Origin of the sequence: Rugosimonospora acidiphila (assembly GCF_039543385.1) — a bacterium.
GTDB lineage: Bacteria > Actinomycetota > Actinomycetes > Mycobacteriales > Micromonosporaceae > Rugosimonospora > Rugosimonospora acidiphila.
The window spans coordinates 330,978-347,880 of the sequence record NZ_BAABJQ010000007.1 but is presented as its reverse complement, the minus strand read 5'-3'; the positions used below and the strand labels follow the sequence as shown (position 1 = coordinate 347,880).

The window sequence follows — 16,903 nt, the reverse complement described above, 5'->3', positions numbered from 1 at the left end:
CAACCGAGGATGCGACTTTGGCCGGTGGCGGCCGCGCATCGCCGGATCCAGCCCCGAGCCGGACCGGCGATGCGCGGCGGTCTGTTTCGTCTCTCAGCGGGCGCCCTCGGCGACCGGGCGCAGCCGGCGCAGCAGGGCCACGACGCCAAGCACACCGAAGTGCGCCACGGCGAGCAGCAGCAGTACCGCCGCGTCCCAGAACCCGACGGTGTCCGGCCCGGACGCGATCTTCGTGACGGAGTCCCGCACGAAGCTGACCAGCAGCGGCAGCCCGAACAGGACGAACTGTCCGATGAAGACGGCCACACCGACCACGAGGATCAGCGAGTACCAGCGGATGATTCGCAGTTCCCGGGCCGGCACGGTGGACAGGTCGTAGCGTCGTGGCCGCCGGAGCAGCCGGGCGAGCTGGTTGCCGACGAAGTGCCAGGTGTCCGTCATCAGGTTGCCGAGCCTCAGCCACGTCACGACCACGTAGTACACGTCGGTGCGCATGAAGAAGGCCAGCTCGAGCAGCAACGTCGTCAGGCACAGGAAGGCGATGGCGGGGATCGGCTGGGAGTCCACTCCGGACAGTCGCATCACCAGCGACAGCAGCAGCGCCAGGGCGGTGAACGTCATGCCGGCCAGGTAGGGCGCGTACCGTTTCGCGCGGGGCAGCGACCGAACCGACGACATGTCCGTCTCGGCCACCAGCAGGTACAGCCGATGGCTGATCCGTAGCACGCCGGAGCATCCTCTCGCCCGCGCCACGAGCAGGTGCGCGAACTCGTGCCCGAGCAGCAGTACCCAGGTGAGGATCGTGAGCGCGACCGCGTCGCCGGCGACCCCGAGACCGATCCGCCCGTCGGTCCCCCGCGGGGTCAGGTCGGGCCGCGCCAACAGGATCGCTGGGATGGCCAACCAGACCGCGACCCAGGCGGCGAGCGCGGGCCGGCTGACCAACCAGCTCACCCGTTCGGCGGGCAGCGTGGCGAACAGTCGCCACCCACGCATCTGCGGAACGGGCGCGGCGCCCACCTCCTCCGGGCCGTCGTCGAACCGCTCCTGGCCGACCTGCCGCACGAAGCCACAATCCCTCAGCGCCGTGAGGAAGTCATCCAGGTCGGGCGCCTCCCCGTACCGTCGGGCGAAGTTGGCCGACACCTCCCCGAGGGTGAGCCCCAGCTGCAGGTCACGGATGATCTCGATGCCCTGCTCGGGAAGGCTGACGAACACCCCGGTCTCCGGCCGCCCCACCTCCGCCGCGCCGTCCTCGACCTCGCCGATGTGCAACGGAAACAGGGTCACCGTCTCCGGCCGCACCGCCGAGGTCATGGCGTCGCCGCCTCGATCAGCGGTTCGGGCGCGGTGGCCGTGTTGGGCAGGTGACCGCAGACGTCGCAGGTCGGGTCGTACTCGCCTTCCTTGAACCGGATCTGCATGGTCTGCAGGTCGAAGATGAGCTTGCGGTTGAGGATCGTGGGTTCGGCGACCCCGGTGAGCAGCTTGACGGCTTCCAGGGCGACCAGGCTGCCGATCAGCCCGGCGACGGGCGCCGTACACGGGTTGACCGTCCGGTTGCCGAGGTGCTCCATCGCGTAGCGGATGGTGGCGCCGTACCCGGGGATGTTGGCGTGCGCGGCGCGCTGCTCGCAGGCGAAGCACGCGGTACGGCCGGGCGCGTGGAGGAACAGGTTGACCGTCAGGCCGTCGTTGGCTCCCCGGACCCACGGCACGCCCTCGTCCAGCGCGGCCTCGTTGAGCCAGTCGTAGAGCCGGATCCGCGGCCGGTCCGCCGCGCAGATGAGCAGGTCCCGTCCGCGCATACACGTGCGCGCGTCCTCGACCCCGCTCACCCGTCGGGTCAATGTGGACACCGTGACATGCGGGTTGGCCTGCGCCACCCGGCGGGCCGCGGCCTCCGTCTTCGCGCAGCCGACGTCGCCGTCGGTGTAGAGCACCTGGCGGTTCAGGTTGTGCAGTTCGACCGTGTCGTCGTCGACCAGCAACAGGTCGCCAACGCCCGCGGCGGCCAGCCCGAGGGCCGCGTACGAGCCCAGCCCGCCGATGCCGAGCACGGTCACCTTCGCCTCGCGCAGCCGCAGTTGGGAGTCGTACCCGGTGCGCGGCGGGGAGTGGAAGAAGGAGAAGAACTCCACGTTGCGCCGATAGCGTTCGGCCTCTCCGGGCCCGAACGCCGCGGGTGGCCCGATCGCGGCATCGTCCAGGTAGCCGGAGTCGGCCAGCATCGCGACCGCGGCCACGACCTCGGTCTCGGTGAGCGCGGGGTCGATGGTGCGCATGTCCGCCACCACCTGCGCCATGGACCGGGTACCATCCAAGAGTTCCAGCAAGTGCCAGACGTGCCGCTGGTCGTCGTCCTTGATTTCGGCCGCGATGCCGAAGTCGGCGCCACCAACGCGGATCGTTCCGTCGTCGAGCGGGATCGGTGGGAACACGCTCTTCACGCGGGGTCTGTCCATCTCGTCCTCCTCGACGCGATGAGGCGTCCGGGCGGGCCGGCTTCCACCCGGCCCGCCCGGGCCTACTCGAAGAATCAGCAGTCGGTGCAGCCGCAGCAGCCGTTGCCGATGGCGGTGGTCTCGATCCGCTCGAGCTTGCGCACCTCGATCTTCATGACGATCCCCTTTCGTTCACCGCCGGCCCTGTGCCAGCGGTTAGGGACGAACGCTATTACTCGAAATGAACGATGTAAATGTCGCTTTACCGTCGGTCGGATAGCCGCTTGAACCCGGCGCCGAATACGTGTTGCGCCGATAAGACGCCGGACGGGAAAACCGCCAGGATAGCAACGCTTGACTGACAAATCGCCCGGCCAGTTGGCCGCTTTTAGAATTCCATGGAGTTGCCCCGATTTGACGGCCGGTCGATGATTCATTTACTTAACGCGAATCACTTACATATTGATTCGGATCGAAACCATAGAAGATCTCGTATCCCTTGGCGATCGAGTGGCGCGACGATCAACCCCTGCGCACTGACCTGCCATGAGATCGGCATCGCAGCCGATCACCTCGGCCTCGGTGTCGGATCCGGGGGGCAGTTCGCATGGAGGTATCCGAGCGGGCCCGACAACCGGGGCGCGGCCGTGACCGAGTCGACAACCATTGCCGTTTGCGACCGGCAATTCCACCGCGCCGGCAACCCGCTTTCACCGCGCACTCGAAGCGCGTTCACCGCACCCGCGAAGCGCGTTTGCCGCGCAATCGACCCGCGGCCGATCGAGTGGCACCGGCGTTCCGGCGAGCAATTTGACAGACCGTTAGACAATCCGAGTCGACCGCGACGAACTCGGGGCACGGCCCAGGGCCGGAAAACGGCCCAGGGCCGGAAGAAAGGCCCGCAACGCGACACGGATTCCCCTGCCGGGCCACTCCCCGTCGAGATCCGATTAGTCCACATAGGACAATCGCCATCGAACTCCGACGGACGCGCCCGGATACCTGATCAACGTCGCCGGCGCGCGACCAACCGGCGGCACCGTGCGTCCACCCCGCCGTCTACTCGCGGCCCTGACGCGCGGTAACCCGCCGTCACGCGGAGTGTTGCCGGCGCGACGACACGCCGACACATCATCTGGTGTTTTCATTTCGCCGGGCCTCCCATATATGGTGGTGCCGCAGCTGGTTCGGTCCTCCTCGGAGGGTCGAGGCAAGAGGGAACCCGGTGCGAATCCGGGACTGCCCCGCAGCGGTGAGTGGGAACGACCGCCGTCATACGGCACTGGGCCTCCGGGCCTGGGAAGCGACGGCCAGTAGGCGACCATCCGTGGTCACGCCCGCGAGTCCGAAGACCTGCCAGCGCGCCGCACGCACCCGCGTGCGGCGGTCGCCAGGCCGCGCGGGACGGCCGACGCCACGAACCGGCAGCGGTTACGGCCGCTGCTTGGTGGCGTCCTCCTGCGCGCCCGACGACCTCGGTAAGTGCGTGAGGAGGGGGACCCATGACGGTCACGCAGGAGCGGCTCCCGGTGCCGGAGCAGCGCCGGCATGTGATGCAGGTGCGCAAGCGCAACGGCGACCTGGAGCCGGTGGACGTCAACAAGATTGTCCGGGCGGTCGAGCGCTGGGTGGCCGACCTGGACGAGGTCGACCCGCTGCGGGTCGCGACGAAGACGATCAGCGGGCTCTACGACGGTGCGACCACCGCCGAGCTGGACAAGCTGTCGATCCAGACCGCCGCCGAGCTGATCGGCGAGGAGCCGCAGTATTCACGCCTGGCGGCGCGGCTGCTGGCCGCGTACGTGGACAAGGAGGTGCGCGGCCAGGGGGTGGCGAGCTTCAGCCAGTCCATCCGTTACGCGCACGAGCAGGGCCTCGTCGGCGACCCGACGGCGGAGTTCGTGGCCCGCAACGCCCGCAAGCTCGACGACGCCGTCGACCCGGACGGCGACCTGCGATTCGAGTACTTCGGCCTACGCACGGTCGCCGACCGTTACCTGCTGCGCCACCCGAGGTCCAGGCTGGTGGTGGAGACGCCGCAGTACTGGCTGCTGCGGGTGGCGTGCGGGCTGTCCGAGACGCCGAGCGAGGCCATCGGCTTCTACCGGCTGATGTCGTCGCTGGCCTACCTGCCCAGCTCGCCGACGCTGTTCAACTCGGGCACCCGGCACACCCAGATGTCGTCGTGCTTCCTGGTGGACTCGCCAAAGGACGAGCTGGACTCGATCTACGAGCGGTACCACCAGGTGGCGCGGCTGTCGAAGTTCTCCGGCGGCATCGGCATCTCGTGGACGCGGGTACGCGGCCGGGGCGCGCTGATCCGTGGCACGAACGGCAAGTCCAACGGCATCGTGCCGTTCCTCAAGACGCTGGATGCCGGCGTGGCCGCGGTCAACCAGGGCGGCCGGCGCAAGGGTGCGGCCTGTGCGTACCTGGAGCCGTGGCACCCGGACATCGAGGAGTTCCTGGAGCTGCGGGACAACACCGGTGAGGAGTCCCGCCGCACGCACAACCTGAACCTGGCCAACTGGATCCCGGACGAGTTCATGCGCCGGGTCGAGGCCGACGGGGACTGGTCGCTGATCGACCCGTCCGACGCCCCGGAACTGCCCGACCTATTCGGCGAGGCGTTCGACGATGCCTACCGTGCCGCCGAGAAGAAGGCGGTCCGCACCGTCAAGGCCCGCGACCTGTACGGGCGGATGATGCGCACCCTGGCGCAGACCGGCAACGGCTGGATGACGTTCAAGGATGCCGCCAACCGGCTGTCCAACCAGACCGGCGCCGCGGGCAACACGATTCACCTGTCGAACCTGTGCACGGAGATCCTCGAGGTCAACAGCGACGACGAGACCGCCGTATGCAACCTCGGCTCGATCAACCTCGGTGAGCACGTGAACTCCGACGGCGTCGACTGGGAGAAGCTGCGGGCCACCGTGCGCACCGCCGTCGTCTTCCTGGACCGGGTGATCGACATCAACTACTACCCATCGTCCCAGGCGGCGGCGTCGAACCCACGCTGGCGGCCGGTCGGACTGGGGCTGATGGGTCTGCAGGACGCGTTCTTCGCGCTGCGCCTGCCGTTCGACTCCGAGCCGGCCCGGGAACTGTCCACCCGGGTACAGGAGGAGATCTTCCTCACCGCGCTGGAGACCTCGGCCGGCCTGGCCGCGCGGTTCGGTCCCCATCCCGCGTACGCCGAAACCCGCGCCGCGCAAGGCGACCTGCACCCCGACCTGTGGGGCGCGCAGGTGTCACAGGCCGACCGGTGGGCCGCGCTGCGCAAGCAGATCGAGGCGCACGGCCTGCGCAACTCACTGCTGGTCGCGATCGCACCGACCGCCACCATCGCGTCGATCGCCGGCTGCTACGAGTGCATCGAGCCGCAGGTGTCGAACCTGTTCAAGCGCGAGACGATGTCCGGCGAGTTCCTTCAGATCAACACCTTCCTGGTACGCGAACTGAAGGCGCGCGGTCTCTGGACGGCGGCGATCCGGGAGCAGATCAAGCGGGCCGAGGGCTCCGTGCAGGGCATCGCCGAGCTGCCCGACGACGTCCGCGAGCTGTTCCGCACCGCGTGGGAACTGCCGCAGCGGGCGCTGATCGACCTCGCCGCGGCCCGGGCACCCTACATCGACCAGTCGCAGTCGCTGAACCTGTTCCTGTCCGCGCCGACCATCGGCAAGCTTTCGTCGATGTACCTGTACGCCTGGAAGTCCGGCTTGAAGACCACTTACTACCTGCGCTCGCGCCCGGCCACCCGGATCCAGCAGGCGACGGTCGCCATCGCACCCATGGTCGTCTCCGACGCCGAGGCGCTGGCCTGCTCCCTGGAGAATCCCGAAGCCTGCGAGGCCTGCCAGTGACCGCCATTCCCAAACCCCGCACCGACACCAGCGCCGAGGGCGGCGGCCGGCAGCTGCTGCTCGATCCCGGCCTGGACCTGACCCTGCGGCCGATGCGGTACCCGCAGTTCTTCGACCGGTTCAAGGACGCCATCAAGAACACCTGGACGGTCGAGGAGGTCGACCTGCACTCCGACCTCGCCGACCTCAACCGGCTCAGCCCCGCCGAGCGGCACCTGGTCAGCCGCCTGGTCGCGTTCTTCGCCACCGGCGACACCATCGTCGCCAACAACCTGGTCCTCAACCTCTACCAGCATGTCAACTCCCCCGAGGGCAGGCTCTACCTGTCCCGGCAGCTGTTCGAGGAGGCCGTGCACGTCCAGTTCTACCTGAACCTGCTCGACACGTACGTGCCCGATCAGCGCGAACGCTTCGAGGCCTTCGCCGCGGTGGAGAACATTCCCTCCATCGCGCGCAAGGCGGAGTTCTGTTTCAAGTGGATCGACTCCATCTTCGAGCTGCGGGAGCTCGCGACCCGCGCGGACCGGCGGGCGTTCCTGCTCAACCTGATCTGCTTCGCCGCGTGCATCGAGGGCCTGTTCTTCTACGGCGCCTTCGCCTACGTGTACTTCCTGCGTTCCCGGGGTTTGCTGCACGGTCTGGCCTCGGGCACCAACTGGGTGTTCCGCGATGAGTCCATGCACATGGCGTTCGCGTTCGACGTGGTCGACACGGTGCGGCAGGAGGAGCCCGACCTGTTCGACGACGAGCTGCGGCAGCAGGTCAGGGACATGCTCGCCGAGGCGGTCGAGTGCGAGACGCAGTTCGCCGAGGACCTCCTGGGGCAGGGGGTCTCCGGGATGTCGGCCAGTGACATGCGCGAATACCTTCAGCATGTCGCCGATCGGCGGCTGGCCGTACTGGGCATCGAGCCGATGTACGGCAGCCGCAACCCGTTCGCCTTCATGGAGTTGCAGGACGTGCAGGAGCTGTCGAACTTCTTCGAGCGGCGGGTCTCGTCCTATCAGGTCGGCGTGACCGGCAGCGTGAGCTTCGACGACGACTTCTGAGCGATCGCGGTAGCCCCCACGGATGTCCGCGGGGGCTACCGCTCATGATCAACAGCCCGGTACGGGGACGGCTCACACGCCGGGGCTCGGGCCCTCACCGGCGGGCAGGCCCCGTTCGACGACGGGCGCGGAACCGTCCGCTTCGCCTCTCTGGAGCAGGAAGCGGACCAGCACGATACCGAAGACGATCACATTGCAGAACAGGACCACCGCCACGCAGGCGCCTAGCCAAAACGCCAAGCCGTGCCCCCAGCTCACCGCGACCCACTCCCCGTCTACGTCAGGTTTCGCGGCCTACCTACCCCGGTTGGAGCGCTTGAAGCCCACCCGACCCGACACGTTCGATGGATCGGCCGAACGCCGTGCCGGCTGACCATGACCGACGCCGGCGCCGTGCGGAAACGACAGTCCCCGTACCGGAACGGCGGCGCCCCTCCGCTATTGCGGCGGGGCGGTGGAGGGGCTCGCACCGCCCGAATGTTCGGTGCTCATCATGATCGAAGACTTCGGCGGGAGCCCCGTCTGCCGGCGGTCGCGCCGCCAGTACCGGCCGGCGGAGTACAGCAGGTACGCCTCGCCGGCCAGCAGGTAGATCCACAGCGTGCCGCCGGTACCGCCGAGTAGCCAGTCGGCCGAGACGATGGTGGGTACCGAACCCACCGCCGCGATGGTGAACCAGGCCGGCGGCGGGTACCGGCCCTGGCCGGGCAGGCGCACCCCACGAATCGCGTGCCACAGCATCAGGGCGAGCCCGAGCAGGAAGGCGATTTCGCCGAGCACGCCGCCCCGGCGAAACGCGCCCACGGCGGCGTTGTCGGTGGTCAGACCCTGCACCGGCGGGGCGCCGCCCGAACTGGGCCGCCGCACGGTGGCGCGGGCGTTGGAGGTGTCCCCGAAGATCTGCTGCGCCACGTTGTCCTTCGTGAAGTCCTTCCACACCTGAACCCAGGTCGCCCGCCGGCCGCTGGTCACGTCGTCGTCGCCGTTGTCGTAGCGCTGCGCGCCGAGAAAACCGGCGCCGCCCGAGCCGACCCCGATCAGCACGGCGAGCAGGATCGGTAGCACCGCCGCGCCCCAGGCCGCCCGCGCCGTGGAGAAGGATCCGCGCGCGTGCTCCCGAGCCGCCGGCCCCCGGCGTCCGTACCAGATCAGCACGGCGTGCACCACGGCCGCCGCGGCCAGGTAGACCAGACCGGTGCGCGAATTGACCAACAGGAGGATGACGGCCACCATGCCGAGCGCCGCGTACCGTTGCCAGCGCCGGAAGGCGCGGTCCGCGCCGATCCGGATGGCGACGACGACCGCGACCACCGCGATGGAGTTGGGGTGGTAGAGCAGTCCCGGGCCGCCCCAGAAGCGATTCTGCATGTGCCGCCCCCAGGCATTGGCGGGCACGGTGTGCGCGTCGTCCAGCGCGTTGCCGGAGCCGACGAGGAACAGGGCCGCGAGCGCGACCAGAAACGCGGCCACGATGCCGATGCTCAGGTCCCGCCCCGACTTGCGGGTGGCCCTGACGACCGCGAGCGCCCCGAGGGTGAACAGCCCTGCGTAGGCGACCCGTTCCATGGCAAGCCCCGGCCGCAGTACGAGACCGGCGCCGATGACACCGAGCAGCCAGTACGCCAGACCGAGCCATGCCGTGCCCAGACGGGGCAGCCTGGCCAGATCGCGCAGCCAGGGAAAGGTCCAGATCGCGAAGAGGATTCCTTCGACGCCGAGCAGAGCCCACGTGGTCGCGCCGTTGTACGTCCAGCTGACAATGCCGGCGCCGACGTAGAACAGTCCGACCACGAAGCCGGGCACGGTCGCACCGGGAAGCGACAGCGCGAGCCCGATGAGCCCGATGCCCAGCGCCGCCGCGAGGAACGCCCTGACCGTCTCGGACCCGCCCGACTGGTCACTACGGTGATGGATCGCCGCGACGACCCCAGCGGCCGTGGCGACCAGCAGGCCGGCCCAGAGCAGCTGCCGGTGCCAGCGGCCCCACCGCAGCGGGTCGAGGACCGGTCCGGCCGATCGCCTGGCCCAGGCGGGGCGCAGGATGGCCCGAACCCACCGCAGCGACGACCGGGCGATCGGCGGAGGTGACCCCGGCGGCGAGGACGCCGTGGATGACTTGGGCATGGCCACTCCTGATGTCCCGTTCGTCGGTCACGTCTCACGCCTCGTGCCGCGCACCGTGGTCAGCACCGCCCGGCCGAGCAGCCTCAGGTCCAACGCGACGCTCATCCTGCGGATGTACTCCAGGTCCAGCCGCAGTCGCTCGTCCGCCGGCATCTGGTACTTCTCGATCTGCGCGATGCACGCGATGCCCGGCTTCACGGTGTGGCGCTCGGCCAGTCCGGGCAGTTCCTCCAGGTAGTGCTGGACCATGACAGTACGCAGCGGGCGCGGGCCGACCATGCTCATCGTGCCGGTCAGCACGTTGACCAGTTCGGGCAGTTCGTCGAGGTGCCATCGGCGCAGTCGTTTGCCGCATTTGAGATTGCGCGGGTCGTCGGCGCACGCGGCGACCGGTCCGGTGGCCCGCTCGGCGTCGTGGGTCATGCTTCTGAACTTGAGCTGTCGAAACGTGACCCCGCCCAGTCCTACCGAGTTCTTCGTCAAGAAGATGGGCCCCGGCTCCTCGAACCAGATGGCGGCGGCGATGACGATCCAGAACGGCAGGGTGAGGATCAGACCGAGCGAGGCGAGGGTGACATCCAGCGCCCGTTTCAGGCGCGGACTGGCCGGATAACGCAGGTTGGCGAAGCTGTGGTGGGTCAGCACCTTGTCCCGGACTCCCGGCGAGGGCGGCGCGTTGTTTTCGACCAGCCCGATCGCGGAGCTCGTGGTCACCACGCCGCCCACGAAGGCCCCCACGATGGCCAGCGACATCCCGGGAATCGGTTCCCGCCGGCCCACGTACAACACCAGGAGAACCACCGAGGTCAGTCCCGCGCTGGCCAGGGCGGAGATGCGGTAGGTCCGGACCGGAAGCGGCCAGGGGACTCTTCGCCGCAGGCTATGGGAGACGACCACGGTCGACAGCAGCGACGCGAGGAAGACGCCCGCCATGCACCTCTCCCCCTTCCTACCGGTGACCCGGATGCGACTCGGCCCACAGGCTGAGCATCAGCAGGGTCCAGATCTCGCGGGCATTTTCCGCGACGCCGTCCATGTGGCGATTGACCAACGCGTTGACCCGCTCGAACTGCAGGAAACCCTGTCGCCGCAGCACCTCCTTGCTCAGGTACTCGCGCACGAGCGGCCGGAACGGTCCCGCCAACCAGCGTGGAAGCGGAGCGTTGAAGCCCTTCTTGGTCATCGTCGAGGTTCTGGCCGGGAGCGCGTCCGCCATCGCGCGGCGGAACAACCATTTCGTCTTGTAACCCGGCATCTTGAGCCGGTCCGGTAGCGAGAAGGCAAACTCGATCATCGAGGTCGCGAGCAGCGGTACCCGCACCTCAAGGGAGTGCGCCATGCTCACCCGGTCGGCCTTGGTCAGCACGTCGTCGACCAGGTACACGTTGGCGTCGGTGTACTGGAACCGGGTGAGCGTGTCGAAGTCGGCACCGGCGAGGTCGTGCGGCTCGTGGGTCGCGTACGAGTCGGTGAGCTCGGCGAACAGGTCCGGGTTGAGCAGTTCGGCCTTGTGGTTCTCGCGGAACACCACGCGCCACAGGTAGTGGCTGCGGCGCGGGTCGTCCAGCGCGTTCTCGATGAACCGCCGCGCCTTGAAGTCGAGACGGGAGCGCGCGTGCGACGTCGGAATGAAGCGCAGCAGCGCCGGGGCGAGCCGACCGGTGAGGCCGCGCGGCAGCTTCCGGTAGTGCCGGGCCACCTTGTCCGCCCAGTAGGACAGGTACCCGGCGAAAAGCTCGTCTCCCCCGTCGCCGCTGAGCGCGACGGTGACCTGTTGGCGCGCCTGCTCACACAGGTAGTAGGTGGGGACGATCGACGGATCGGCGAACGGCTCGTCAAAGATCGGTGCTATCCGATCCACCACATCGCTCGCCCGCGGTTCGATCACCGCCTCGGTGTGGCTCGTGCGGAGGTGACGCGCCACCTCCGCCGCCTCGCGGCGTTCGTCGTACGACTGGTCGGAGAAGCCGACGGTGAAGGTCCGCAGCACGGCGTCGGGTCGCGCCCGGCGGGCCGCGGCCACCACCGAGCTGGAGTCCAGTCCACCGCTGAGAAAGAAGCCGAGCGGGACATCGGACATCAACTGCCGCTCGACGCTGTCGGCCAGCAGTGCGACGAGGGTTTCCTGTGCCTTGGCGGCGGACAGGTCATCGCGTCGAGGCGTGCCGGCCAGCGACCAGTACCGCCGGATGGTGTGATGGTTCGCCCGCCACACCAGGACGGCGGCCGGCTCCAGCTTGCGGATCTCGCGGTACATGGTGCGCGGGCCGGGGATGTACATCAGCGACAGGTAGTCGCTCAGCGCCTGGGTGTCGAGGGTGGTGGCCAGGTCGCTGGCCAGGATGGCGCGGATCTCCGAACCGAACACCAGTCCGGCCCCTGCCGCGTAATACATCGGCTTGATGCCGGCCCGGTCCCGGCACAGCACGAGCTGTCGCGCCGACTCGTCCCACACCGCGATCGCGAACATTCCCTCCAGCCGTTCCGCGAACTCGGAACCGTACTCCTCGTACAGGTGCGGGATGACCTCCGAGTCGCTGGATGCCTCGAAGCGATGGCCCTGGCGCATGAGCTGGCGGCGCAACTGCGCGTGGTTGTAGATTTCGCCGTTGAGTACCGCGTGCACGGTCCCGGCCTCATTGCGCACCGGTTGGCTGCCACCGGCCACGTCGACCACCGCCAGCCGTCGCGCGGCCAGGCCGACGTCGCCCCGGACATACATCCCCTCGTCGTCCGGGCCACGGTGCGACAGCGTGCGGCACATGGCCCGCAGGCGCTCGGGGTCGACCGGCTCGGACCCCGCACCGCGCACCATCCCGGTGATGCCGCACATGACCGCTCCCTATCTCCGATCGTTCGACCGGTCTGGCTCGGCGCGTTCGGCGCCGCGCGACGACCCAGACCGGTCGCCCCGCGCCGACGGCGTCACATGGGAAGGGACTCCGGGCGCTGGTTCGTGGGTTCCGGCGGGACGGGCTGTCGCAGGTGCGCCGCCTGCGCGAGGAGCCGGATCAGGTAGTCGACGTTGGTGATGAGATAGCGACGCCACAGCCGGCGGGGCTCCTGGCCTAATCGCCACAGCCAGGCCAGGCCGCTGTGCTGCATCCAGCCGGGCGCGGGTCGCAGCCGGCCCGCGTGGAAGTCGAAGGCCGCGCCGACCGCCATCAACGGCAGGCTCAGGTGTTGGCGCATGCCGTACACGAAGGTCTCCTGCCGCGGGCAACCCAGCCCCACGAGAACCAGCCGGGCACCCGAATCCTGGATCCGGGCCGCCAACGCCAACTCCTCACCCGGCAGTGAGGTGCGGAACTTCGACGGTTCGGCGCCGGCGATCCGCAGCCGTGGGAACTGACGACTCAGCGATACCACCAACCGATCCAGGATCTCGGGGGTGGTGCCGTACAGATACACCGGCAGTCCCTGGTCGGCCATCCGGCGCAGCACCCGTAGCACGAGTTCGGGTCCGCTCACCCAGTCCCGCAACCTGGTCCCGTACAGCAGGTTCAACGCCCAGCGCACCGGCTGCCCGTCCGGTACCACCACATCCATCGAGTTCAGGCGCGCGTTGTGCAGCGGATCGTGCACCCCGGTCATGACCCCGTGCACGGCAAGGGCGGTCAGGCCGAGCGGTTGCCGCGCCCGGGCGGCGTGCAACACCTTCGCGACTGCGGCGTCGTAGTCGACGGCGTCGACAAGTACCCCGAGGACGCTGCGCTTGCCCTCGTCGATCGGGCGGCGGGAAGCGTGCGGTCGGTGGTCGGCCCGCGCCTCGCGGCCGGCCGGTGCCCCGGCCCGCCGTGCCCATGCTGGCCGCGCGTGCTCTCGCGCCGCCACCAGAAGCTGCGGCCGTGGCATCGCGTGCCCGTGCCGATCGTCGCCGATCAAGGCTCTCCTCGACAATTTCGCACTCAACATATCTGCGCGCGGTGACCGATTTACGTCAGATGTCCCTTCGGCCCTCTTGATAACCATAGCGATGAACCGCGTTGAGTAGGCGCGAAAAATGGAGGTACCAGGAAGCTCAGGCCCGACCCCGTCGGCGATGGCGCGCACCGTCGCCGGTAGGTCGCGGACCGGCGGTGTGGGAGCAGTCGACCCGGTGCGCGCGAGGCGGCACGAACCGGTCATCCGGCGCACCAACCACCTCGCGCGCATTCATCACGCGGGTGGAGCGCACGGGTTGGCTCAGGGCGGTGCGGGTATGGGTGGGGCTTGGCGACTGGCCCGGTTCGCCGCGCGGCGCCAGACGCACCGAGCCAGACCGGTCGGTGCGCGTGGGGTCTGGCGCGTCGCCAGCCGCGAGGCGAGGGGGTGGCGGTGGAGACGGTCGGGGCCAGCGGTGGCCGACCCCGCCGAGTGCGGCGGCCTCGCCGTACTCGCCGCCGGCTGCGCCGCGCGCTACTGGTGTCCACGCTGGCGCTGGGCGTGCTCGCGGCCGCCCTGTTCGCCAGCGGGCTGTTCACCGTCCACCGGCTCAACCGCACGGTGGTGCCCGGGAATCTGCTCGGCACCGCGAGAGCGCCGCGCGGGGTCAAACACGGGCCGTTGAACTATCTACTGATCGGCTCCAACTGGCGCGACGACAATCCGGGCAACGGCGAACGGGCCGACTCCATCATGATCGTGCACATCCCGCGCGGAACGAAGAGTGCCTACCTCGTCTCGGTGCCGCGCGACCTGTACTACACCATCAAGCCGTACTCGCCGACCGGCTTCGAGGGCAGCACGGAGAAGATTGACGCCGCGCTCAACTACGGTGGCATGCCGCTGATGTCGCAGACCGTGGCCGACCTGACCGGGTTGAAGTTCAACGGTGCGGTGGAGGCCCGGTTCGACGGGTTCAAGAAGGCCGTCACCGTGCTCGGTGGCGTGAACATGTGCGTGGACGAGAAGGTGGTCTCCGTACACGTCGGGCGCGACGCCAGCGGGCATTTCGCCGCCCCGTACACGAATCTGACCGGGACGCCACAGCCGGTGCCCGGCGTCACGCCGCAGGTCTACCATCCCGGCTGCCAGCACCTGGCGGCCTGGCAGGCGCTGGACTACGTGCGGCAGCGTGAGCTGCTGCCCGGCGGCGACTACGACCGGCAGCGCCACCAGCAGCAGTTCATGATGGCGGTACTCAAACAGACCGCGTCCACCCACACGATGAGCAACCCGATCAAACTCGACCGGGTGGTGCACGACATCGGACGCTCGATGACCACGGACACCAACGGCGTTCCCGTCACCAACCTGGCGCTGATGATGCGCGGCATCAAGGCCAGCTCGCTGGTCGGCCTGCGTACCCCGTCGCACCCCGAAATGGTGGACGACACCTCGTACGTGATGGCCGACGACGACGCGCAGGGCCTGTGGCAGGCCCTGCGCGACGACAAGCTCCAGGCATTCGCCAAGTCCCATCCGGACATGGTCAACCCGCTGAATCAGGGCGGCTCCTGAGGCGGGAGCCCGGCTGCCCCGGCCGGAGCGCTACCCCTTGCGGCGCTTGGGTTACCCACCTGGCCACACGCCGGGCGCCGCGCCTGGGCGCGCCGGTTACGCGTCGCGGCGCTTGAGCAGGATGGCCGCTCCGACGAGCGCGGCGACCACATAGCCGGCGAAGACCCCCAGGCCGGTCCAGGGAGCCAGCGAACCGGCCGCGTGCGCGGCGGTCATGAACGACGTGCCCGCGTTGGACGGCAGGTACGGGCCGACCGCGGCGTTCCAGCTGTGCGGCAGCAGCGGGAACAGCCCGGGTACCACGAACACCACGGTGAACAGCACGCCGATGGCGGCGGCCGTCCGGCGCAGGATGGCACCGGCCGCCAGGCCGAGAAGGCCCACCCCGGTGAGGTAGACGGCGGCGCCGACGACTGCGCGAAGCGCCCCGGAGTCGGCGAGGCTCGCGCCCGAAGCACCGATGAGGGCCTGGCCGCCGAGGAACGCCGTGAACGTGGCGACCAGCATCGCCACCAGGGCGACCCCGCCGAAGACGATGGTCTTGCCCCACAGCACCGGAAGCCGGCGCGGCACAACGGTCAGCGTGGGACGGATCATCCCCGTGGCGTACTCGCCGGTCACCAGCACGACCCCCAGCACCCCGATGATCATCTGACCGAGGTTGACGCCGCCGAGGCTGACGTCGGCCGGACTCGCGCCGCTGCCGGGCTGCAGCCCGAGGCTCTGCGCGCCGATGACCCCGGAGTGCACGCCGGAGAAGAGCAGTCCGAGAGCGACCACGGCCCCGGCGGCCGCCAGCAGGGTGAGAACCGTGGACCGGACCGAGCGCAGTTTGATCCACTCCGAGTTGACGACCCGGGTGAGCGTGACCCGACCCCTGGACAGCCGGCGGGCGCGCACGAACGCCGGCGCGGAAAGCTCCGGCGCCCCCACGGCGGTACGCGGGCGGGGCGCGAGGCTCGTCATGGTCATCAGGCGACCTTTCCTGCCGTCGCGGCCTCGCCGGCCGCCCGGTATTCGACGCAATCACGGGTCAGGTCCATGAAGACCTCTTCGAGCGAGGCCTGCTGGGGCGACAGTTCGTACAGGCAGATGCCGGCCTGCGCGGCGCGCTCACCGATCTGCTCGATGCTCAGCCCGGTGACGTGCAGGACGCCGCGCTCGCTGCTGGTGATCGAGACGTCCGGGCCGGCGAGCAGTTCACTCAGCGCCGCGGAGTGGGGCGAGCGGACCCGGACGCTGCTGGTGCAGGCACGGCTGGTGAATTCGGCGATCGGTACGTCCGCGATGAGCCGACCCCGGCCGATCACGACCAGGTGCTCCGCGGTCAGCGCCATCTCGCTCATCAGGTGCGAGGAGACGAAGACGGTACGGCCCTCGGCCGCCAGCGTCTTGAGCAGGTTGCGGATCCACAACACGCCCTCGGGGTCCAGACCATTGACCGGCTCGTCGAGGATCACGGTCTCCGGGTCACCGAGCAGGGCGGTGGCGATGCCGAGCCGCTGCCCCATGCCCAGGGAGAAGGCGCCAGCCGGCTTGCGGGCGACCTGGTGCAGGCCGACGAGTTCGATCACCTCGTCCACCCGGCGCTTCGGAATCCCCGTGGTCGCCGCGATCACCCGCAGGTGGTTGTACGCGGACCTGCTGGCGTGTACCGACTTGGCCTCGAGCAGCGCGCCGAGTTCCCGCAGGGGTGCGGGGTGGTCGGCGTACCGGCGGCCGTTGACGGTGACCGTGCCGGAGGTCGCCGCGTCGAGGCCGACGATCATCCGCATGGTGGTCGACTTGCCGGCACCGTTGGGGCCAAGGAATCCGGTGACGACGCCGGGACGGACGGTGAAGCTCAGATCGTCAACGGCGATCCGCTCGCCGTACCGCTTGCTCAGGTTCTTCACTTGGATCATTAGGGGGGCTCCTCGCGGTGCTCCACTGGCACCATCCCCCAGGATCGCAACCGCTCCGCCGAGCTGGCGTCGTC

The 16,903-nt window shown here is 69.2% G+C and carries 13 protein-coding genes and 1 riboswitch; of the genes, 3 read left to right on the top strand and 10 right to left on the bottom strand.

Annotation, left to right across the window (positions count from 1 at the left end):
- Nucleotides 1-93: 93 nt before the first annotated feature.
- The 3 genes from ABEA87_RS15505 to ABEA87_RS15495 all read right to left on the bottom strand — a co-directional run bounded on the left by ABEA87_RS15505 (nucleotide 94) and on the right by ABEA87_RS15495 (nucleotide 2,881).
- Nucleotides 94-1,317, bottom strand: a complete 1,224-nt coding sequence (locus ABEA87_RS15505) for a PqqD family protein (protein ID WP_345630127.1) — start codon at nucleotides 1,315-1,317, stop codon at nucleotides 94-96.
- Nucleotides 1,314-2,465: a HesA/MoeB/ThiF family protein gene (locus ABEA87_RS15500; RefSeq protein ID WP_345630126.1), complete on the bottom strand. Its 1,152-nt coding sequence runs from the start codon at nucleotides 2,463-2,465 to the stop codon at nucleotides 1,314-1,316. Before ABEA87_RS15500 ends, ABEA87_RS15505 begins: the two co-directional genes overlap by 4 nt.
- A gap of 74 nt (nucleotides 2,466-2,539) precedes the next feature.
- The gene (locus ABEA87_RS15495) at nucleotides 2,540-2,881 is read right to left on the bottom strand and encodes a hypothetical protein (RefSeq protein WP_345630124.1); all 342 of its coding nucleotides are present in this window, start codon (nucleotides 2,879-2,881) and stop codon (nucleotides 2,540-2,542) included.
- 729 nt (nucleotides 2,882-3,610) lie between these two features.
- Nucleotides 3,611-3,818, top strand: a riboswitch (cobalamin riboswitch).
- 128 nt (nucleotides 3,819-3,946) lie between these two features.
- Here ABEA87_RS15495 and ABEA87_RS15490 point away from each other — a divergent pair.
- Together ABEA87_RS15490 and ABEA87_RS15485 are read left to right on the top strand one after the other, a co-directional pair.
- Nucleotides 3,947-6,310: a ribonucleoside-diphosphate reductase subunit alpha gene (locus ABEA87_RS15490; RefSeq protein ID WP_345630122.1), complete on the top strand. Its 2,364-nt coding sequence runs from the start codon at nucleotides 3,947-3,949 to the stop codon at nucleotides 6,308-6,310.
- The gene (locus ABEA87_RS15485) at nucleotides 6,307-7,359 is read left to right on the top strand and encodes a ribonucleotide-diphosphate reductase subunit beta (protein WP_345630120.1); all 1,053 of its coding nucleotides are present in this window, start codon (nucleotides 6,307-6,309) and stop codon (nucleotides 7,357-7,359) included. The genes ABEA87_RS15490 and ABEA87_RS15485 overlap by 4 nt, the downstream gene beginning before the upstream one ends.
- 72 nt (nucleotides 7,360-7,431) lie before the next feature.
- Here the strand turns inward: ABEA87_RS15485 and ABEA87_RS15480 are convergent, their stop codons facing one another.
- From ABEA87_RS15480 to ABEA87_RS15460, 5 genes are all read right to left on the bottom strand, one after another.
- Nucleotides 7,432-7,575: a hypothetical protein gene (locus ABEA87_RS15480; RefSeq protein ID WP_345630118.1), complete on the bottom strand. Its 144-nt coding sequence runs from the start codon at nucleotides 7,573-7,575 to the stop codon at nucleotides 7,432-7,434.
- Nucleotides 7,576-7,797: 222 nt separating this feature from the next.
- A complete protein-coding gene (locus tag ABEA87_RS15475) occupies nucleotides 7,798-9,483 on the bottom strand; it encodes a hypothetical protein (protein ID WP_345630117.1) in 1,686 nt (561 codons plus the stop codon).
- Nucleotides 9,484-9,510: 27 nt separating this feature from the next.
- Complete coding sequence (locus ABEA87_RS15470; RefSeq protein WP_345630115.1) at nucleotides 9,511-10,416, bottom strand: sugar transferase; 906 nt, start codon at nucleotides 10,414-10,416, stop codon at nucleotides 9,511-9,513.
- Between the two features lie 16 nt (nucleotides 10,417-10,432).
- Nucleotides 10,433-12,316, bottom strand: a complete 1,884-nt coding sequence (gene asnB / locus ABEA87_RS15465) for an asparagine synthase (glutamine-hydrolyzing) (protein ID WP_345630114.1) — start codon at nucleotides 12,314-12,316, stop codon at nucleotides 10,433-10,435.
- Between the two features lie 92 nt (nucleotides 12,317-12,408).
- The gene (locus tag ABEA87_RS15460; protein ID WP_345630215.1) at nucleotides 12,409-13,212 is read right to left on the bottom strand and encodes a WecB/TagA/CpsF family glycosyltransferase; all 804 of its coding nucleotides are present in this window, start codon (nucleotides 13,210-13,212) and stop codon (nucleotides 12,409-12,411) included.
- A gap of 582 nt (nucleotides 13,213-13,794) precedes the next feature.
- Here ABEA87_RS15460 and ABEA87_RS15455 point away from each other — a divergent pair.
- Nucleotides 13,795-14,925 (top strand): LCP family protein, encoded by a 1,131-nt coding sequence (locus ABEA87_RS15455; protein ID WP_345630112.1) that lies wholly within the window; start codon nucleotides 13,795-13,797, stop codon nucleotides 14,923-14,925.
- A gap of 96 nt (nucleotides 14,926-15,021) precedes the next feature.
- Here ABEA87_RS15455 and ABEA87_RS15450 read toward each other — a convergent pair whose 3' ends face one another.
- Nucleotides 15,022-15,897: an ABC transporter permease gene (locus ABEA87_RS15450; protein ID WP_345630111.1), complete on the bottom strand. Its 876-nt coding sequence runs from the start codon at nucleotides 15,895-15,897 to the stop codon at nucleotides 15,022-15,024.
- Entirely contained in the window at nucleotides 15,897-16,829 is a 933-nt protein-coding gene (locus tag ABEA87_RS15445) for an ABC transporter ATP-binding protein (protein ID WP_345630109.1), read from the bottom strand. The genes ABEA87_RS15450 and ABEA87_RS15445 overlap by 1 nt, the downstream gene beginning before the upstream one ends.
- Between the last annotated feature and the right edge of the window lie 74 nt (nucleotides 16,830-16,903).